The sequence below is a fragment of the Streptomyces sp. a15 genome (genome assembly GCF_059026085.1).
The window spans coordinates 112,320-131,828 of record NZ_JBWLKM010000011.1 but is presented as its reverse complement, the minus strand read 5'-3'; the positions used below and the strand labels follow the sequence as shown (position 1 = coordinate 131,828).

16 protein-coding genes and 1 pseudogene are annotated in these 19,509 nt (G+C 71.0%); 10 read left to right on the top strand and 7 right to left on the bottom strand.

What is annotated here, in order from left to right:
* Positions 1–309 precede the first annotated feature (309 nt).
* Both pdxR and AC5P09_RS14815 read left to right on the top strand, forming a co-directional pair.
* A complete protein-coding gene (pdxR, locus tag AC5P09_RS14820) occupies positions 310–1,737 on the top strand; it encodes a MocR-like pyridoxine biosynthesis transcription factor PdxR (protein WP_493874399.1) in 1,428 nt (475 codons plus the stop codon).
* A 54-nt stretch (positions 1,738–1,791) separates the two neighbouring features.
* A complete protein-coding gene (locus AC5P09_RS14815) occupies positions 1,792–3,237 on the top strand; it encodes a glyceraldehyde-3-phosphate dehydrogenase (protein WP_493874331.1) in 1,446 nt (481 codons plus the stop codon).
* Positions 3,238–3,289: 52 nt separating this feature from the next.
* Here the strand turns inward: AC5P09_RS14815 and AC5P09_RS14810 are convergent, their stop codons facing one another.
* Positions 3,290–3,805: a GNAT family N-acetyltransferase gene (locus AC5P09_RS14810; protein ID WP_493874330.1), complete on the bottom strand. Its 516-nt coding sequence runs from the start codon at positions 3,803–3,805 to the stop codon at positions 3,290–3,292.
* A 285-nt stretch (positions 3,806–4,090) separates the two neighbouring features.
* Here AC5P09_RS14810 and AC5P09_RS14805 point away from each other — a divergent pair, with 285 nt between their 5' ends.
* Both AC5P09_RS14805 and AC5P09_RS14800 read left to right on the top strand, forming a co-directional pair.
* Entirely contained in the window at positions 4,091–5,356 is a 1,266-nt protein-coding gene (locus tag AC5P09_RS14805; RefSeq protein WP_493874329.1) for a glycosyltransferase family 4 protein, read from the top strand.
* A 2-nt stretch (positions 5,357–5,358) separates the two neighbouring features.
* Positions 5,359–6,177 carry a hypothetical protein gene (locus AC5P09_RS14800; RefSeq protein WP_493874328.1) on the top strand — a complete coding sequence of 273 codons (819 nt, stop codon included), beginning with the start codon at positions 5,359–5,361 and terminating at the stop codon, positions 6,175–6,177.
* Here AC5P09_RS14800 and AC5P09_RS14795 read toward each other — a convergent pair whose 3' ends face one another.
* Complete coding sequence (locus AC5P09_RS14795; RefSeq protein ID WP_493874327.1) at positions 6,178–7,278, bottom strand: acyltransferase family protein; 1,101 nt, start codon at positions 7,276–7,278, stop codon at positions 6,178–6,180.
* Positions 7,279–7,446: 168 nt separating this feature from the next.
* Here AC5P09_RS14795 and AC5P09_RS14790 point away from each other — a divergent pair, with 168 nt between their 5' ends.
* On the top strand, positions 7,447–7,854 hold the full coding sequence (locus AC5P09_RS14790) for a hypothetical protein (RefSeq protein ID WP_493874326.1): 408 nt from the start codon (positions 7,447–7,449) through the stop codon (positions 7,852–7,854).
* Between the two features lie 155 nt (positions 7,855–8,009).
* Here AC5P09_RS14790 and efeB read toward each other — a convergent pair whose 3' ends face one another.
* The 3 genes from efeB to AC5P09_RS14775 all read right to left on the bottom strand — a co-directional run bounded on the left by efeB (position 8,010) and on the right by AC5P09_RS14775 (position 13,070).
* The gene (efeB, locus tag AC5P09_RS14785; RefSeq protein ID WP_493874325.1) at positions 8,010–9,299 is read right to left on the bottom strand and encodes an iron uptake transporter deferrochelatase/peroxidase subunit; all 1,290 of its coding nucleotides are present in this window, start codon (positions 9,297–9,299) and stop codon (positions 8,010–8,012) included.
* Positions 9,300–9,363: 64 nt separating this feature from the next.
* Complete coding sequence (efeU, locus tag AC5P09_RS14780; RefSeq protein ID WP_493874324.1) at positions 9,364–11,433, bottom strand: iron uptake transporter permease EfeU; 2,070 nt, start codon at positions 11,431–11,433, stop codon at positions 9,364–9,366.
* A 245-nt stretch (positions 11,434–11,678) separates the two neighbouring features.
* Entirely contained in the window at positions 11,679–13,070 is a 1,392-nt protein-coding gene (locus tag AC5P09_RS14775) for a Tat pathway signal sequence domain protein (RefSeq protein WP_493874323.1), read from the bottom strand.
* A 197-nt stretch (positions 13,071–13,267) separates the two neighbouring features.
* On the opposite strand from AC5P09_RS14775, the gene AC5P09_RS14770 reads away from it, so the two are divergent.
* Positions 13,268–14,011 (top strand): class I SAM-dependent methyltransferase, encoded by a 744-nt coding sequence (locus AC5P09_RS14770; protein ID WP_493874322.1) that lies wholly within the window; start codon positions 13,268–13,270, stop codon positions 14,009–14,011.
* Here the strand turns inward: AC5P09_RS14770 and AC5P09_RS14765 are convergent.
* Positions 13,984–14,541, bottom strand: coding sequence for a DUF2269 domain-containing protein (locus tag AC5P09_RS14765; protein WP_493874321.1), 558 nt, complete (start codon positions 14,539–14,541; stop codon positions 13,984–13,986). The genes AC5P09_RS14770 and AC5P09_RS14765 overlap by 28 nt on opposite strands.
* A 170-nt stretch (positions 14,542–14,711) precedes the next feature.
* On the opposite strand from AC5P09_RS14765, the gene AC5P09_RS14760 reads away from it, so the two are divergent.
* The 3 genes and pseudogenes from AC5P09_RS14760 (at position 14,712) to AC5P09_RS14750 (ending at position 17,361) form a co-directional block, all read left to right on the top strand.
* Complete coding sequence (locus AC5P09_RS14760; RefSeq protein WP_493874320.1) at positions 14,712–15,542, top strand: PP2C family protein-serine/threonine phosphatase; 831 nt, start codon at positions 14,712–14,714, stop codon at positions 15,540–15,542.
* 51 nt (positions 15,543–15,593) lie between these two features.
* Positions 15,594–16,598 carry an MASE1 domain-containing protein gene (locus AC5P09_RS14755; protein ID WP_493874319.1) on the top strand — a complete coding sequence of 335 codons (1,005 nt, stop codon included), beginning with the start codon at positions 15,594–15,596 and terminating at the stop codon, positions 16,596–16,598.
* Positions 16,599–16,714: 116 nt separating this feature from the next.
* A pseudogene (locus tag AC5P09_RS14750) lies at positions 16,715–17,361 on the top strand (DUF6629 family protein).
* A gap of 31 nt (positions 17,362–17,392) precedes the next feature.
* On the opposite strand, the gene AC5P09_RS14745 reads toward AC5P09_RS14750, so the two are convergent.
* Positions 17,393–18,424, bottom strand: a complete 1,032-nt coding sequence (locus AC5P09_RS14745) for a saccharopine dehydrogenase family protein (protein ID WP_493874318.1) — start codon at positions 18,422–18,424, stop codon at positions 17,393–17,395.
* A 102-nt stretch (positions 18,425–18,526) separates the two neighbouring features.
* Between AC5P09_RS14745 and AC5P09_RS14740 the strand changes: the two genes are divergently transcribed.
* A complete protein-coding gene (locus AC5P09_RS14740; RefSeq protein WP_493874317.1) occupies positions 18,527–19,495 on the top strand; it encodes a helix-turn-helix domain-containing protein in 969 nt (322 codons plus the stop codon).
* The last annotated feature ends 14 nt before the right edge of the window (positions 19,496–19,509 follow it).

Here is a 19,509-nt window from a genome sequence, read left to right as displayed (position 1 = left end):
TCAGACCCGGACCGACCGGCCTACGGGTCTGGCAGAGTCCCGCAGTCAGACCCGGACCGACCGGCCTACGGGTGCGGTGAAGTCCCGCAGCCAGGCCTCGGCCTGCCGCTCTACGGGTGCGGTGAAGTCCCGCAGTCAGACCCGGACCGACCGCTCTACGGCTCCGGCAGAGTCCCGCAGTCAGACCCCGACCGACCGCCCTACGGGTCCGGCAAAGCCCCGCAGCCAGACCCCGACCCACCGCCCTACGGCTCCGACTTCCTCCAGCTCGACGCCGGTGACGCATCGGGTTCCGGCAAGGCCGACTGGCTGGCTCGGCGGCTGCGCCAGGCGATAGCCGACGGACGGCTCGCGGTGGGAAGCCGGCTGCCGCCCACCCGGGTGCTCGCCGGCGAGCTGCGGGTCTCCCGCGGGGTGGTCACCGAGGCATACCGGCGGCTCACCGAGGACGGCCACGTCGAGGGACGCCGGCGCGGCGGGACGGTGGTGGTCGCGGCGCCCGCCCTGTCGCCGCCGACGTCCCCCACCGGCCACGCCGGTTCCATCGACGACTCCGCACCAGGCACCCTCTTCGTCGGCGAGCCCGGCGCCGAGGTCTTCGACGCCCTGCGCGCCGTCCGCGCCCGCGTCGACTTCACCCCCGGTCAGCCCGACCTCGCCGCGTTCCCCCGCACCGCCTGGCTGCGCGCGGAACGGGCCGTACTCACCGGCCTGTCCGCCGAGCAGCTCGGTTACGGCGACCCGCGTGGCGCCCCTCAGCTGCGCCGGGCCGTGGCCGGCTGGCTGGCCCGCAGCCGGGGCATCCGGGTGGAACCGGACGAGGTACTGATCGTCGCCGGCACCGCACAGGCGCTCACCCTGCTGCACCCCGTGCTGCGGGCGGCAGGCATCGACAGCATCGCGGTGGAGGACCCGGGCTCGCTCGGCACCCGCCAGCACCTGGCGAACGGAGCCCTCGCCACCCCACCGGTACCGGTCGACGACGACGGCGTCCGCGTGGACGCACTGCGCGCCACCGGCGCCCGCGCGGCGCTGCTCACCCCCGCCCACCAGTTCCCCACCGGCGTGGTCATGAGCGGCGAACGCCGCCGCGACCTCCTGCGCTGGGCCGAGGACGGCGGTCTGATCGTGGAGGACGACTACGACGCGGAGCACCGCTACGACCGGCCGCCGGTACCCGCACTGCGCGCCCTGCTCGCCGACCACGTCTGCTACGCGGGCAGCGTCTCCAAACTCCTCGCACCCGCCCTGCGGATCGGCTGGCTGGTACCCCCGCCCCGCTACCGCGACGCGCTGACCGAAGCGAAGCGCTTCACGGACCTGGGCAACGCCGTCCTGCCCCAGCTGGTACTCGCCCGGCTCATGGACTCCGGCGACCTGGAACGCCACCTACGCCTGCTGCGCGGCCGTCACCGACGCCGCCGCGACGCGATGATCGACGCCATCGCCCGGCATCTCCCGGGCGCGACCGTGCACGGAGCCGCGGCCGGTCTCCACCTGACCGTCACGTACGAGCCGCAGGTACCCGACACCGAACTGGCCGCCGCCGCGCTCGCCCGGGGCGTGAAGTGCCAGCCCCTGTCCTGGCACCGCCAACTCCCCGGCCGTCCCGGCCTCGTCCTCGGCTACGCGGCCACCGCACCAGGCGCCATAGCCGAAGGCGTGGCGGCACTCGGCGAGGCACTGCGCACGCTGAGCCGGACAGCATCGCGGCCGCAGGTGGATCCCCCCGCTTGATCAGAACAGAGGGGTACTAGCATATGAGCGCCACCTAGCTCGAAAGAGAAAACTGTGACTGTCAACGAGGACTCGTTCACCAACTGGAAGAACCGCGAGGAGATCGCGGAGTCGATGATCCCGATCATCGGGAGGCTGCACCGGGAGCAGGACGTCACCGTGCTGCTCCACAGCCGTTCCCTGGTGAACAAGTCAGTGGTCAGCATCCTCAAGACCCACCGGTTCGCCCGGCAGATCGCCGGGGAGGAACTGTCGGTCACCGAGACCCTGCCGTTCCTCCAGGCCCTCACCACCCTGGACCTCGGCCCGTCCCAGATCGACATAGGCATGCTGGCCGCGACGTACCGGACCGACGACCGAGGCCTGTCGGTGGCGGCCTTCACCGCCGAGGCTGTCGCCGGTGCCACGGGCGCCAACAAGATCGAGCGCCGGGAAGGACGCGACGTCGTCCTGTACGGCTTCGGCCGCATCGGCCGCCTCGTCGCCCGCCTGCTCATCGAGAAGTCCGGCTCCGGCAACGGCCTCAGGCTGCGTGCCGTCGTCGTCCGCGGCGGCGGCGAGCAGGACATCATCAAGCGCGCCTCGCTGCTGCGCCGTGACTCCATCCACGGCCAGTTCCAGGGCACGATCACCGTCGACGAGGCGAACAGCACGATCATCGCCAACGGCAACGAGATCAAGGTGATCTACGCGGGCGACCCGTCGGAGGTCGACTACACGGAGTACGGCATCAAGGACGCCATCCTCATCGACAACACCGGCAAGTGGCGCGACCGCGAGGGCCTGTCGCAGCACCTGCGCCCCGGCGTCGACAAGGTCGTCCTGACCGCGCCGGGCAAGGGCGACGTCCCCAACATCGTGCACGGCGTCAACCACGACACCATCAAGCCGGAGGAGCAGATCATCTCCTGCGCCTCCTGCACCACCAACGCGATCGTCCCGCCGTTGAAGGCGATGGCGGACGAGTACGGCGTCCTGCGCGGCCATGTGGAGACCGTCCACTCGTTCACCAACGACCAGAACCTGCTGGACAATTACCACAAGGCCGACCGTCGAGGCCGCTCCGCGCCGCTCAACATGGTCATCACCGAGACTGGTGCCGCCTCCGCCGTCGCCAAGGCGCTGCCGGACCTCAAGGCGCCGATCACCGGCAGCTCGATCCGTGTCCCGGTGCCGGACGTCTCGATCGCGATCCTCAGCCTGCGGCTCGGCCGTGAGACCAACCGCGAGGAGGTCCTCGACCACCTCCGCGACGTCTCGCTGACCTCGCCGCTCAAGCGCCAGATCGACTTCACCACGGCCCCCGACGCGGTCTCCAGCGACTTCATCGGCTCCCGCCACGCTTCGATCGTCGACGCGGGCGCCACCAAGGTCGACGGCGACAACGCGATCCTCTACCTCTGGTACGACAACGAGTTCGGCTACTCCTGCCAGGTCATCCGCGTCGTCCAGCACGTCTCCGGGGTGGAGTACCCGACCTACCCGGCCCCGCTGGCCTGATCCCGGAGGCGGCGGCCCCGACCCAAGGGGCCGCCGCTTCCCGGCCCGTGGACTACCGCTGGGCCAGGTCCGTCTTGGTGGCCCGGAACCGGAGCAACTCCGCTTCGGAACCCGCCCGACGGAAGCCGGCCTTCTCCAGCACCCGGACCGACGGCGGATTGGACGACGCGACGTCGGCGTACACGGTGTGCACGTCAGGCGCGGCGAGGGCGAACGCGGTCAGACGCCGGGTGGCCTCAGGGGCGTAACCCAGGCCCCTGCGACTGGCCACGATTCCGTAGCCGATCTCGAGTCGGCCGTCGGCAGGCGGCCAGAACAGACCGACCGAGCCCACCACCAGACCACTGCCGCGTTCGAGAACCTGACGGTGGCCGTACTCGCCGAGCCACTCGGGATGCTCGGCGAACAGGCCGGCGATGACCTGATCGCCTTCGGCGGGAAAGTCCTCGGCCCAATGGCCGAGCCGGACCTCGCGCAGCACGGCATCGATCTCGGCGGTGGCCCACGACCGCAGGACGAGGCGGTCGGTCAGCAGATCCGCGTGGGTGGGTGTGAGGAAGGAAGACACGTGACACTCCTGGTCGTCGACACGACCCGGACCGCGCTCCTCGACAGGGGCGCGGACCGGACAAGGGCATGCTGAACACGGCCGACGGCAGCCATATTCATCAACCTCCCTTGCCGCACTGTGATCACACGCTTCTCGCGCGGCGACGTTATCCACGCCCTCGTAGGCGCAGCAACTCCTTTTCACCTTCCTCATACCGTTCGGCCAGTTCAAGCAGCACAAATGTTCACTACGAAGTGGTAACGAGCGGCAACCCTAAGGGCAGTTGGCATGGTCTAGTCCGCCATGAAGATCTCTTTCCTGATTCACAACGCCTACGGGATCGGAGGCACGATCGCCACCACCTTCAACCTGGCCCACGCACTGGCCGAGCGGCACGAGGTGGAGATCGTCTCCGTGCTGCGGCACCGGGAGCACCCGAACTTCACCCTGGACCCGAAGGTGTCGCTGCGGCCTCTGGTGGACCTCAGACAGGAGAAGGAGCATCCGTTACATCTGAGACCGGCGAGGGTGTTCCCTCGGGCCGAATACCGATACCGCCAGTACAGCGAGTTGACCGACCAGCGGATCGGTGAATGCCTCGCCACGATCGACGCGGACGTGGTGATCGGGACCAGGCCTGGGCTCAACGTCCATCTCGCGCTCCAGACTCCGCGCCATGTCGGACGCATCGGGCAGGAGCACCTCACCCTGGACAACCATCCGCCCAGGCTGCGCAACGCGCTGCGCCGGGCCTACCGCCGGCTCGACGTCCTCACCACGGTGACCGAGGCGGACGCCGCCGCCTACCGGCGCAAGATGAGGCTGCCCGGCGTGCGGGTGGAGGCCCTCCCGAACAGCGTGCCGGATCCCGCGCTCCCGGCCGCCGACGGCACCGCGAAGATGGTCGTAGCGGCCGGCCGGCTGGTCCCGGTGAAACGGTACGACCTGCTCATACAGGCCTTCGCCGTGGTCGCCGCCGAACGTCCGGACTGGCAGCTGCGCATCTACGGCAAGGGTGAGGAGCACGATCGGCTGCGGCAGCTCATCGTGGACCTGCGCCTGTGGAACAACGTCTTCCTGATGGGTGCCGCGGCACCCATGGAGGCGGAGTGGGTGAAGGGCTCGATCGGTGCGGCCGCCTCCAACTTCGAACCGTTCGGCATGACGATCGTCGAGGCGATGCGCTGCGGCCTGCCGGTGGTGAGCACCGACTGCCCCTATGGACCCGGTGAAATCATCGAGGACGGGGTCGACGGACGGCTCGTGCCCGTCGGGGACCGCGACGCGCTGGGCGCCGCCCTGCTGGACCTCGTCCGTGACGACGACCGGCGCCGCCGGATGGGCCGCGCGGCCCTGGAGAACGCGCGGCGATTCGCGCCCGGCCCCGTGGTCGAGCAGGCCGAACGGCTGCTCGCCGAGGCGGTCACGGCACGACAGGCAGGGCGACCGGCCGCACAGGAACGCGCCCGCGCCGGTCGTGTCCTGGTCAGCCAGGGCTTCGCTGCCCGCGACGCCGCGTTCGGCGCGGCCAGCGGCGCGCTGCGCATCGTACGGAAGGGACAGCGGTGAGCATGGAACAGCACAGGGAGCCGCCACGCGTTGCCTGCGTGGTCGATGCGGACGGCCGGATCACCTTCGACCTCCCGCCGGGCTCGCCCCCGGGACAGCAGCTGCTGCTGCGGCTGCGCCCGAACAAGGGACAGCCCGAGAAGGACCTCCACGTCCTCGACCTGGAGCCCGTCGACGACGGTCGCCAACGCGTCGTCCTCGGGCCGCAGCCCGTCCTCACGGAGGGCCGGTGGGACGTGTACCTCATCCCGGAACCGGGTTCCGGGCGGCAGCGTCTGCGTCCGGGCCCACGCGACCTGCGGACCCTCGTCGACGGACACCCGCATGACCGGCAGACTCCGCTGGCCGTCCGGATTCCGTACGCCACCCAGGACGGCTATCTCGCCGTACGGGCCTGGCTGCGCCCCGCCCACGCGGAGGTCGGTGCCGTCGATCTCACCGACCGGTCGATGACCGTCGACGCACGTCTGCACGGCGCCACGTTCCAGGAGGGCGCCGTCGTGCGCCTGCGCCGACGGGGCAGCAGTGGCAGCGTCCTCGCCCTGGAGCCGGAGGTCGCACAGGACGGCCGAGGCTTCTCCTTCACGGTCGACCACGGCGAACTGGCCACAGCGACGGGCACCGAAAGCGGCGTCTGGAACGCCTTCGTCGAGCCCGCCGCACAAGCACCTGCCATCCGGATCGCCCGACTCCTGGACGACGTGGCGGACCGCAAGGATGTGTTCGTCTACCCTTCGGCTACGGTCGACGGCGCCGTCCTGCGCCCGTACTACACGGTCGACAACGACCTCTCCGTGGAGGTGAAGAAGGGCGTGGTGTGATCACCACGTCCCGGCGCGGGCCCGGGCGACCCCGGCGTTCGGATCCCGCCGGAACGCCCACGCCATCGTCGGCTCCATCACGCATCGGAAGACCCGGCGGACGGGCGGGGTGCACAGCGCGGTGACGACCGCGCCGGCAACGAGGGTGACGGCGATCTCGCCGAGCGGCCGGTGGGTCCAGTCGAGGCGGGACCAGTGCCAGTGATTGGCGGCCTGGACCACGAAGCCGTGCAGCAGATAGCCGTACAGCGTGCCCGCGCCCAGCGCGGTGAACCACGTCCGGCGCCCGGGCACCCAGGCGAGGAAGCAGGCGACCAGAGTCAGGGAGCAGCCGAAGAGGGCCAGCGTCATGAGGGGCCCGTACCACGCGGGCACACCGAGTTCCTGGGCACTGGCACGGTGGAAGAACCAGGCGTAGTCCATCCGCGGGACGGCCCAGTACGCCACGGCGAGAGCGCACGCGAAGACCGGCACGGCCAGGACGCGCGCCTCACGTCGCCGTACCAGCCGGAAGTGTTCCGGCTTCAGGCACAGACCGAGCACGAAGTACGGCAGGAACTGCAGAGCGCGCTGCAGGTCGAGGTCGCTGCCGATGGACGGCGACAGCGTCGCCAGCGCCGCGATGCCGAGCGCGAGCGGCAGCGGATGGCGCACACTCTTCCAAAGGGGCGTGGTCAGCCGCCAGATGAACAGCGCCGCCAGGAACCACGTCAGATAGAGCGGGTCCAGCAGGCTGACCGGCCGGTCCGGAACGTTGTCGGTCCACCGCGTGAAGAACGTGTACGCCGTCTCGAAGACGACGTAGGGGACGACCACACCGGTGATCAGGCGCTTGATCTTCTCCGGGCTCGCGTCGAAGCCACGCGAGAAGTACCCGGAGATGACGATGAACGCCGGCATGTGGAAGGCGTAGACGAGCGTGTAGAGCGCGGTGACGGTGCGGCTCTCGGAGCGCAGCGGCTCCCAGGCGTGCCCCATCGCCACCAGCACGATCGCCAGGTACTTGGCGTTGTCGAAGAACGAGTCGCGCTGCTTCGTCGGCTCGAGGTCGCTCCCGACGCGTGTTACTGGAGTTAAGGCTGTTGTGGGGGAAGACAGCATTCCGCGCGCCTCACCAATTCTTCGGGAAGTAAACCCACCTTCTTCGCCACGGAGACGGCCAGGTCGGCCGGGTGGGGTAACGGTGGGCGTGGAAGCCGTTCGGGGCTGTTCTTTGCTGTCTACTGCCGGTGGCAGGCCGGGTTGGCGTGCCCGTGCGGAGGTGCGTGGATGACCGGACGAGCGTGCCGGGTGGCCGTCACCGTCGTCCTTGCCGGCGCGGTGAGCGCCTGCGGCACGGTGTCGGAGCGGCGCGACGAGGTGCGGGACGCCGCGGTCGCGTTCGAGAAGGCGGTCGCCGACGGCGCGTACGGCCGCATGTGCACGGCCCTCGCGCCCGGAACCGTGGAGGAGTTGGAGCAGTCGGCCGGCAACCCGTGCGCGAAGGCGCTGAGTGAGGAATCACTGGCCTCGGGTGGTGCCCTGCGCGTCGTGGACGTCTACGGCAACCAGGCCCGGGCGGTGCTCGCCAAGGACACGCTGTTCCTCTCCCGTTTCGCCGCCGGGTGGAAGGTCGTGGCCGCCGGGTGCAGCCTGCGGCCGGAACAGCCCTACCAGTGCCGTGTCAAGGGCGGGTGAGCCATGAAAGTCATGCCGCCGGACACCGCGATGGCCCGTGAGGTTGTCCCCGACCGACCGGTGACCATGGCCTTCGTACTGATCGGCGCCGAAACCGACCGTTGTTGCGACGAACCGCGGACCGGCCCGGGCGCGCCTCGGCCGGTCCCGGTGTTTCACCCGTGCAGCAGGGCGCGTCCGAGCCAGTCGGATCGGTCGCGTACGCCGGGGAGGGCGAAGAAGTACCCGCCGCCGGTGGGGGTGATGTAGTCGACCAGGGGTTCGTCGACGAGCCGTTCCTGGGTGGCCTCGAACTGGCGGGCCACGTCCTGCTGGTAGCAGCAGAACACCAGCCCCATGTCGAGGTCGCCGACCTGGTCGATGCCGCGGTCGTAGTTGTAGCCGCGGCGCAGGATGCGTGAGGAGTCCGACTTCGCGGTGCGCGGGTTGGCGAGGCGGATGTGGGCGTCGAGCGGGATCGCCCGGCCGTGCGGGTCCTTGGCGTAGTGGGGCGCGTCGGTCTCCCGGGCGCCGTCGAGCGGGGCGCCGGTGTCCCGCCGCCTGCCGATCATCTGCTCCTGCTCGGTGAGCGAGACCCGGTCCCAGAACTCGACACGCATACGGATGATCCGGATCACCTGGTAGCTGCCGCCGACCGTCCAGGACGGCTCACCGTCGGCCTCGGTGACCCAGACCAGCTTGTTCATCTCGCGGGCGGAGGCGGTGTCGGGGTTGACGATGCCGTCCTTGAAGCCGAGCAGGTTGCGCTGGGTGCCGGACGGACGTGAAGGGTTCTGGAAGCCGTCGATACGCCACTTGACCTGCATGGCGCCGCGGGTGTGCCGGGCGAGGTCACGCAACGCGTGCAGCACGGTGTCCGAGTGGCCCGCGCAGATCTGGAGGGACAGGTCGCCGTGGCACTGGCCCGCGGCGAGGTCGTCGTTGGGGAAGGTGCGCATCGGCTTGAGGCGCCGTGGCTTGGCGGCGGCGAGACCGTAGCGGTCGTCGAAGAGCGAGGAACCCAGGCCCACGGTGACGGTCAGACCGTCGGCCGGGAGGTCCGGGCCGAGGATGCCGCTGTCGGACGGCGGCGCGCCCACGCCCAGGTCCTCGGGGGTGCCGCCGGCGGTCAGGAACCGGGCCCGGGCGGTGAGGGTACGCAGCAGTTCGGTGAGTTCGGCGCGGTTGTCGGCGACGACGTCGAAGGAGACGAAGGCGGCGGCGGTCTGCTGAGGGGTGGTGATCCCGGCCTGGTGGACGCCGTGGAACGGCACCTTCCCGTCGTCCGTGGTGACGCCTTCCGCCGCGTCGGCCCGCCCGCCGGTGAGCTCCGCACCGGCGAACCCGGCTCCGGCCAGCGCCGCTCCGGCCGCGCCGATACCGAGTGCGGTCCTGACGAACGTACGACGGCCCGCGGGGCGGACACCCTCGTGACCTTCTTCGGGGCCCGGCTGCTGGGGCGTCATCGGGATGGTCCTTTCCTGGTCGTGCGGCGTGCGGCGGTGCGGCTGTGGTGAGGCGCAAGGGTGTTCAGGCTGACTTGCGGATCTCCAACAGGTCGGGAATCGGGGCGAGTTCCTCCAGCAGTTGGCCCATGGCGCCGTCGAGCTTCTGGCGGGTGGCGGCGGGGAGTTCGCCGACCGGCGTCCACCTCCCGTCACCGCGGCGGGCGGAGAGCACCAGCCGCTCGGTGCGGCGCAGCCAACTGCCCACCGCGGGCGAGACCTTGGGGTCGCGCTTGTCGATCAGCGGGCGCAGGAGGCCGAGCAGTTCCCGGGTGCCCTCGATGTTGGCCTCGGCGGTCGCCAGACCCGTGCCGCTGCCGTATTCGGTGGCACCGGTCAGCTCCTGCTGGAGAGTGCCCTCCAGAATCTCGTGGGTGCGCAGCGGCAGGTCGCCCGGGTCGAAGTCCTGATGGGGGAAGTCCTTCCGCAGGGCGGCGACGTCGGCGGTGAGCTGCCGGGCGGCCCGGGCGAGCGAGCCGGCCGGCTCGCCGTGCCACAGGCCGTACTCGACCCGGTGGAAACCGGTGAAGCCGGAGTCCCTCACCCCGTCGGGCAGTCCGGCCGTCGTCCCGTTGATCTCCGCGTCGAAGTCCCCGAACGTGCCGTAGGCGGCGCCGAGCGAGGCGTACTGCTCGTGTGCGGGCAGCCAGTCCTTGCGCGCTCGGTCGAGCCGGCCGGCCTCGATGTCGTCTTGCAGGGTCCGGGTTCTGGTCAGCAGGAGGGCCAGACCCTTTTGTACGTAGGCACGGTAGGAGGCGAGCGGCGCGGCGAGATCGCTCTCGGAGACGGGCAGTACGGCTCTCACCGTGCCGCCGCCCGTGACCCGGACGGCCGCGGAGGTGACGGCCTGCCCGCTGGTCGGTACGCAGCGCCAGGCGTAACTCCCGCCGCCGATCGTGGCGATCAGGGTGCGGGTCGTGCCGGGCGCGATGCCCTCGGCCTCGCCGTAGACGGCCGTCGTGGCCGGGTCGATCAGATACGCCTCGACGGTACGGCTGCCGCTGTTGCGCACCTGGAAGGACTGGCGTCCGGGCTTGGGCGTGGTGAATCCCTTGCCGCAGTGCGCGGTGGAGACGGTGACGGTGGCGGCGGAGGCGGGCTTGGAGTCGCCGACCGCCACCAGGACGCCCGCGATCAGCGAGGGAGCGGCGAGCGCGGCCACCGGCAGGACCCACCGGGGCAGGCGTCGCCCGGAGGCGGCGGCGGGACGTGGGGCGGCCGGTTCGGTCACGGACGCGGAGGCAGGCGCCGCCGTTACGGGCAAGGTGGCGACGGGCGCGTCCGTGCCGCGCACTCCGCGGACGAACAGCGTCATCACCACGGCGAGATACGCGCCGTAGGCCGTCACCTGAAGCCACGTCATCTGCGGCGTCAGGTTGAGTGTGCCGCTGAGCAAGGTGGCGTACCAGGAGCCGGAATCGATGCCGGCCGACAGGTCGAAGGCGTACGCCGTCGCCCCCGGCAGCACTCCGCCTTCCTGTAGATCGCGCAACCCGTAGCCGAGCACCCCGGACGCGATCACGATCAGTGCGGCACCGGTGTAGGTGAAGAACCGGGTCAGGTTGAGGTGCAGCACCCGCCGGTACAGGCCCCAGCAGACGACGGCGGCCAGCAGCAGGCCCGCTCCCGCACCGACGAGCGGGCCGGCGGACTCGCCGGCCGTCTGTCCCGTGGTCCACAGGAACAGGGCGGTCTCCAGCCCCTCGCGGCCGACGGCGAGGAACGAGGTGACGACCAGCACGCCCGAGCCCATGCCCAGCGCCGCGGTGACCTTCTCCTTGATCTCACCGGAGAAACTCCGCGCCGACCGGCGCATCCAGAACACCATGGCGGTGACGAAGGCGACCGCGACCACGCTGAGCGCACCGCCGAACGCCTCCTGCGCCTGCCCGGACAGGCCGGCCGACGTGAACGTCAGCACCGCGCCGAACCCCATCGACAGCCCCACCGCGGCGAGCACCCCGGTCCACACGTGCGGCAGCCGGGAGCGGTGGCCGGAGCGGACGAGGGTGGCCACCAGAACAGAGACGACCAGGCCGGCTTCCAGGCCCTCCCGCAGGCCGATCAGGAAGCTCGGGAGCGCGTTGTCCCACACCGGGGAACTCCTCTCAGGCACGCCCCGGCACGATCACGTTCCAGGGCGGGCTGAGTGTAGGCAAACCTAAGTAGCCATGACGATGGTCCCTTGAAGGGATCTCGCGGCACCCAGGTCCCGGTGGCCGGTCAAATGGGCAGCTCAGGAGGGGAGTTGGGGGACGAGTAAGAGTCCGGTAGGAAGCCGGGACGTGCTATGCGCAACGGGACATTTCGGCAGTCGTGCTGCCTGCGCCACTGCTTCGTTCAGGCGCGCAGTGGGTTGGTGCGTGTCGCTGCCAGCAGGTACCAGGCCGTGGCCCCCGCATGCCGGTAGGGGTAGTAGCCGAACCCGAAGCCGGTGTCGAGCGGGCTGCTCGCCGAGACGACTCCGGACCTCTCGGCGACCGCCTTGCTCCCGATGGTCTGGTCGCCGCCCAAGAGGTCCTGGGCCCGCTCGATGGAGGCGATCAGCCGCCGGGCGCGTGTCTCGTCTGCGCGGGCGTGCCGGTTCCGCAGGGCGAGTGCGAGGTGGGCCGTTCCCTCGAACCACACGCCGTTGCGGTTCGGCTTGGGCTGGCCCTCGGCGATCGGGGCGTCCTCGTTCGCCAGGAGAGCGGCTGAGCTGAAGGTGACGCCTTCGTAGGACTGACCCGCGGGTACGGAGCTGTTGGGCCGGTCGGCCGTGTCCAGGACGGCCAGTTCGGTCGCGGCCCAGTCCAGCGACACGGAATGGGCGGGGGAGGACAGGGCGAGTTGGGTCCAGGTCTGGGTGTCCTCGGGGATCGGCGACTTGTTGATCGTCACACCGTCGTTGCTGCCGGTGTAGAAGAAGCCCCCGGACGGCTCCCACATCTTCATGACGAAGGCTTCGGCACGCGCCCGCCGCTGCAGCCACACCGAATCCCCGGTGAGCCGGGCGAGCTGTCCGAAGAGGCCGATCAGGTCGGTGTTGTGCTCGGTCGAGGTGAAGGGCAGCTTCTCGTCGGCCCCGTTGACCCCGAACTTGTAGCCGCCGAGGGGTTCCCCGGTGCGGCCGACCCGCTCGATCCACTCACCGATCCGCACGGCACCCGTGAGGAAGCGGCGCTGTCCGGTCCGGCGGGCGAGTGCGCCCAGGGCGACGGCGGCCCAGGCCATGTCGCCCACGGCCGTGCCGGTGAAGCCGAACTGCGTTCCGACGTTGGCCGTACCGTCCGCTCGCACGAAGCCGTCCGGCTGCGGCGAACCGTCGTAGAAGGTGTACGGCCCGACGTTGTAGGCCTGGCGGAGCCTGCCGTCGTCGTATACGGGGTCATGGGCCTGGGCGTAGAGAAGCGCGTCGCCGAGGGCCACGGCTCTGGAGCGGCCGTCCGCGGTGCGGGAGGCGAGCTCGGCCAGGATCACGAGGGCGTTGTCGTAGGTGAACGCCGTGCTGAACAGACCGGCCTGGTCGGTGTAGCTCTGGGCCAGCCGGACGGTGCCGTGGTCCGGATAGGCGTCCATGGCGGCGGCGAGGAAGGCGTACGCCCGGCGCTGCGCGGAGCCGCCGCCGGCGGACGAGCCTTCCGCGGCCCGGGCCGCGCCGGAGCCGGCCGCGGTGAAGACCGCGGCGCCGACACCGAGCCCGGTCCCGATGAGCGCACGGCGGCTGAGTCCCGGGCCTGGGCTGCCGGTCATTGGTCTCCTCGAAGGTGTGGGGCGAAGCGATGACATGGAGGCACTGAGAGCGCTCTCAAACGCGCGCCCCCATTGTGCTGTTGCGCCAGATCCTGGTCAACGCCTGTGACATGCGCACCAATTGGGGGCGGAGGGAAGGGGTACAGCCTCACACGAAGCGCCCCGATGCCGGGGCCCGGCTCCGCATACTGACAGGCATGGCCATCTACGACTCGCTCGGCGCCTCGTACGGCCGGAACCGGCAGCCGGATCCGAGGATCGCCGCGCAGATCCACGCCGCGCTGGGGGACGCCGCCGACGTGGTCAACGTAGGAGCGGGTACCGGCTCCTACGAGCCGCCGCGGACGGTCCTCGCGGTCGAGCCCAGTCGCGTCATGCTCGCCCAGCGCCCGCCCCGTTCCGCGCCGGCCGTACGCGCGGTCGCCGAGCGCCTCCCGCTGTGCGACAACGCCGCCGACGCCGTCATGGCGCTGCTGACCATCCACCACTGGACCGACCTGGCGGCCGGAATCGCCGAACTCCGCCGGGTCGCCCGGCACCGCGTCGTCGTCCTGACGTGGGACCAGGAGATCTTCCGCGAGCGGTTCTGGCTCGTACGCGACTATCTCCCGCGGGCCGCAGCCTTCGACGACACCCGTGCCGTCCCGATCGGCCGGTTGGCCGCCCTGCTCGGCGGGGCGCGTCAGGTAACCGTCCCCGTCCCGCACGACTGCACGGACGGGTTCGGTGCGGCGTACTGGCGGCGCCCCCGTGCCTACCTCGACCCACAGGTGCGGGCCGGAATCTCCATGCTCGCCCAGACCGGAGAGGATGCCCTCGCGCCCGGCCTGGCAGCACTCGCCGACGACCTGGCCACGGACCGCTGGCGCGAGCGCCACGCCGAGCTGCTGGCCCTTGACGCCATCGATGTCGGCTACCGGCTCCTCGTGGCGGACATCTGACCCGCGTCACGGGGCACGGACCCGGCGGGCGTGCGGGCTGACGTCCGCAGGTTCCGGCCACGACGTGTCAGGCCCCAGGGCTTGAGGATCGAGAGCACCGTCATGAAGAGGTAGGCGGACAGCGAGACGACCGGCCCGAACAGGACGTCGCCGGCATCGGGCAGCGGGCCGCCCGCGGCGACGGCGGAGACCGCGGAGTTCACCCCGGGGCGCAGTGCGAAGACCGTGGCGGTGGTCGTGGCCAGGGTGAGCCAGAACTTCGTGTAGACCCACCGGTGCTTCGCCAGTCCCCACGGGGTGCCCAGGGAGAGCACCAGGCCGCTGAGGAGGGTCAGGAACGCGAGGGGGAGCAGCAGCCAGTCGGCGAAGAGCTTCATGGCCCTGACGGAGGCTTCCACGGTCACCGCGGAGCCGGTGGTGGTCGCGGTGATCCCGAGTGCGAGCAGCCCGAGCGTGAGCCCGAGCCAGCCGGCGGAGGCGGCGACATGGACGACGAGGGAGGCCCGGCGTGCGGGGCGGCTGAGTTTCACCTGGAACACGGTGCCGGGTGCGGGCGGCGAGGACGTCCGGCGGCGGGAGTAACCGCGCGTACTCGTTCCGGCGTACGCCGATCCCGCAGTGGGCCGAGTGGCTCCGAGCCACCCTAATGGGTCAAATAGGTTTTTATACTCATAGGGACGCTAACCTTCCGGAGTGGTCGATGTCCCGCAAGCCCTCAACCGACGACGGTGACGAACTGCTCGCCCGGCTCGGGACGCTGACCGCTCAGGCGCGTGAGCGAGCCGAGCTCCAGCGGTCCCTGGTCGAGCTGGCCGTCGCCCTGCAGCGCGGGATGCTTCCCGGAGACCTGCCTGTCGCCCCCGGGTTCCACCTGGCTGTCCAGTACTCGCCCGCCTTTCACGGTCTCAACGTAGGGGGCGACTGGTACGACGCCTTCAGGATGCTCGACGGGTGCATCGGGCTGTCCATCGGTGATGTGCAGGGCCACAACATCGAGGCCGCCGCTTTCATGGGACAGGTCCGGGTCGGACTGCGCGCGCTCGCCTCCGTCACGAGCGAGCCGGGCGAACTCCTCTCCCGGACGAACGAGCTGCTCCTGTCCCTCGGCACCGACCTGTTCGCGACCTGCACGTTCATGCGGCTCGACCCGTCCACCGGGGTGCTGGAGAGCGCCCGGGCGGGACACATCCCCTGCGTCTGGGCCACCGCCGACGGCAAGTCCGGTATCGCCGAGGACGAAGGGGGACCGCCGCTGGGCATCCAGGAGGGGCAGGACTACCCGGTGACCCGGTACCGGCTCAGCACGGGCGGAGTGTTCGTCCTGCTGACGGACGGCGTGGTGGAGGGGCCCCTGCTGAACGTCGACGAAGGGCTCGACCAGGTGGTGCGGCTCGCAGGCGTCGCCGCCGTGGCGGGCATGGACGCGGGCTCGCTCGCCGCCGCCGTGATCAAGGGCGCCGAGCGAGTGGGACACGAGGACGACGCGGCCGTACTGGTCGTCGGCCACGACGCACCCGACGTACGGCGGTAGGTGGGCGGGGGCACGTCTCTCGGCTCGCCGACCGGGCGGCGTCGGTATCTGATGGCTGCTGTGGTGGGTATCCAGGATCTGCGTCGGCCGGCCCTCTTCGCCGTCCAGACGCTGGCGGTCGCCGCCTGCTACTTCGCGGCGGGGCGGCTGGGCCTCGTGCGTCAGCTCGTCGTCCAGGGTGCCGTGGTCACACCCATTTGGCCCCCCACGGGCGTCGCGGTGGCCTGCCTGCTGATCTTCGGGCTGCGGTCCCTGCTCGGCATCACTTTGGGCGTGCTGTTCGTGATCATGTCCATCACCACACTGCAGCCCGCTGTACTCGGAACGCTGGCGGGCAACACCGCGGCACCGGTCTGCGCGTACCTCATGCTGCGCCGGGTCGGGTTCCGGACGGACCTCAGCCGACTGCGGGACGGCGTCGCGCTGGTGTTCCTGGGAGCCCTTGCCAGCATGCTGATCAGCGCGACCGCCGGCGCGGGGCTTCTCGTCCTCCTGGACAAACTCGATGCGTCCAGTTTCTGGCCCGTGTGGCTGGCCTGGTGGGTGGGCGACGCGATGGGCGTCCTGATCGTCACCCCCATCCTGCTGCTGCTCCACACGGCACGCCTGCCACCGCGGGTGTCCCGATGGAAGGAGGCCTCGGGGCTGGCCCTCATCGCCTGCGGTCTCGTACCGCTGGCCACGTACAGCGGCCTCAGCCTGCTGTTCCTCGTCTATCCGCTGCTGATCCTGGCCGCCCTGCGCTTCCAGTTGGCGGGCAGCATTCTGTGTGCCCTCCTCGCCTCCACAGCCGCCACCATCGCCGCGACGGACCAGAGCGGCCCCTTCGAACGGCTGTCTCATGTGGAAGTGATGTTCAAGCTCCAGGCGTTCAACGGCTCCATGGCCCTCACAGCGCTGCTTCTGTCAGCCGTCATCACCGAGCAGCGCAACACCAGACGCTCGGTGGAAAAGGCCTGCCAGGACCTGGTGGAGGTCCTGGAACACCTCACCGCGGGCGACTCTCCCCGCGGCCGGCCACCGCGGGACGCCGAGGGCCTGCGCCACCAGCAGTGAGCCCGAGGGGATGGAGACGCGGCCCTCGTGTCACCCGCCCTGCCGGGTGAGAGCGCGACGTAGCGTGACCCGCACAGCAGGACAGATACGCACGACGGTCGACCTTTGGTGGCGTGATGTGTTGGAGTGCGACGGCCGACCTCGTGGCGGGCGTCGGTGTCGCGGGCGTCGGGGCGGCCTGCGTGGCGCGGGTGCGCAGCATCGGAGACCTGCCACTGGCCGCACTGCCGCTGCTGCTCGGGGCTCACCAGATCGTCGAGTCGGTGGTCTGGGCCTCGGACGGGGCAGCGGACCGGCTACCGTCCTCTGGGCCGTCATCGCGCTGCCACTGCTCGCGGTGTGGGTGCCTGCGGGCGTCCTGTGTGCCGCCCCGCCGCACGCCCGGCCACGGCTGATCCTCCTGCTCGCAGTGGGGACCGCGACTGCCGCGATGCTTGCCCACGGCCTTGCCACCGGCCCGGTGACGGCCGAGATCCGCGGCCGCACCGTCGGCTATGCGGTCGACCTCTCCCATCCGGAGCTCCTGGTCGCGGGCCACCTCCTGGCCACCGTGGGCGCGCTGCTGCTGTCCGGTGACCGGCGGTTGCTGGTGCTGGGGATTCTGGTCGCCGTCGGCGCAGTGGCCTGCTGGGCCCTGTGGCGGCTGGAATTCGTCTCGACCTGGTGCGCGTTCGCGGCGGTGTGCTCGGTGGTGCTGCTCGGATGGGTGCGCGCACGGCCGACCCCCTCGAAGACGCCCCACAGCCCGGCCGCAGCCCGCTGACGCCGCACGTGCGGCGCCGGCGGGCTGCCCGCTACTGACGCAGTTCGAGGGAAATGTGCGCGGACAGTGCGCGGAGGAGGTCGGGCGCGTCGAAGATCTCGCCGGCGGACGCCACACCGACCGCCTTGGTCTGCCCGGCGAGGATGCGGTGCACCGCTTCCACCGCGAGCGGCGCGGTGACCGCGTAAATGTCCTGGCCGCCGGCCACAGCGCGCCGTTCGGTGCCGCCGGAGCGCACGACGACGTCGACGAGGAAGGTCTGCGCGGACCGCCCGCGCTCGTCGACCGCGGCCGGCGTCGGCGTGTCGGGGGCCGACACGTCCTTGGCCGCCTCGACCGTCATGTAGGTGCACACCTCAGGGATGGACAGGTGGCTGGGGATGGTGACGACATCGGCCATCGTGAACTCCCCGAGGACGGCCCGGGTGCCCATCGGCTCGGGGAAGGGCCACTCCAGGGTGGGCAGGTCGTCGGTGTGGTACTCCAGCCGCCCGTTCGTGTAGCGGACCCGTCGGCCCTTGCGCCGCTCCTGGACGGCCTTGCTCGCGGCGCGCGTTCCGGCGGTGGGGTGCCAACTGTTCAGCCCGTACGCGATGTGCGCCTCGTCGGCCGTCGTCCAGTCGCCCATCGCCGCGGTCGCCAACAGGTCGCCGAGGCCGCCGTAGAAGGCCATCGCGGGGACGATCACCGCTCCCGCGGCGCGGGCACGGTCCGCGAAGTGCGCGAACGTGTCGGCGTTGGCCTCGATCTCGGCCGCCACATCCACGTACGGGATCCGGGCGCGCAGTGCCGCCTCGATCACGGGGGCGGCGGTCGTGCCGAAGGGCCCGGCACAGTTGATCACGGCCGACGTACCGGCCAGTGCGCGGTCGAGCGAGGCCGGGTCGTCGACCGACGCCGGCCGGGCGTCCAGGCCGGGCTCGGACGCCGCCAGCGCCCGCAGCTTGTCGGCGTCGCGGCCGGAGAGAACCGGGACGAACCCGCGATCCCGCAGCTGCGCCACCACGAACCGCCCGGTGTGCCCGTACGCGCCGAACACCGCGACTCTGTGCCCTGATCCCATGACGTATCCCCCTGCTCGAAATGATCTACCGCGCACATCCTGGCAGAGGGAGTTCGGTCCGCTGTGAGTGTCTGGAACGCCACGCCCCATACAATTCCGGACATGGGTACAGTCGCACTGGCCGTCACCGACGGAATGCTGTACTTCGAACTGTCCGTGGCGTACGAGGTGTTCGGCGCCGCCCCGGCCGGCGTGACCGCCCCCTGGTACGACGTCGCCCTCTGCGGGGCGGACGCCGTGCGGGTCGGCCGGTTCCTGCTGGAGCCCGACGCCGGGCTCGACCGGCTCCGGCGCGCCGACACCGTGATCGTCCCCGGCTGGGCGGACGTCGACGAGGACCCGCCCGCCGACCTGGTCGACGCGGTGCGCGCGGCCCACGCGGCGGGCGCGCGCGTGGCCTCTCTGTGCACCGGCGCGTTCGTGCTGGCCGCCGCGGGCCTGCTGGACGGGAGGCGCGCGACCACGCACTGGGCGCACACCGATGCCCTGGCCGCCCGCTACCCCGAGGTGGAGGTCGACCCGGACGTGCTCTACGCCGACAACGGCAGCGTGCTCACCTCCGCCGGCAAGGCCGCCGCGCTGGACCTGTGCCTGCACCTCGTCCGCCTCGACCACGGTTCGGCGACCGCCAACGCCGTCGCCCGCCGCCTGGTCGTGGCGCCGCACCGGGCAGGCGGCCAGGCCCAGTTCGTCACCACCCCGGTGCCCGCCCGGGACGACCGCCCGCTCGCCGCCCTGTTCCCCTGGGTGATGGAGCGCCTCGACCAGCCGCTGACCGTGGAGGACCTGGCACGCCAGGCACGGATGAGCTCACGCAACCTGGGCCGCCACTTCAGGGCGGCCACCGGCACCACCCCGTTGCAGTGGCTGTTGACCCAACGGATCCGCCGCGCCCAGGAGTTGCTGGAGACCACCGACGACGGTGTCGACGCCATCGCGACGGCCACCGGCATGGGCACCTCCACCACGCTGCGCCGTCACTTCAACCGCACCGTGGGCGTGCCCCCGGACACCTACCGCCGCACGTTCCGCTCACGGTCCGACTCGGACCCGTCTCGACTGTTAGAATGAGTGCGTTGGCCTTC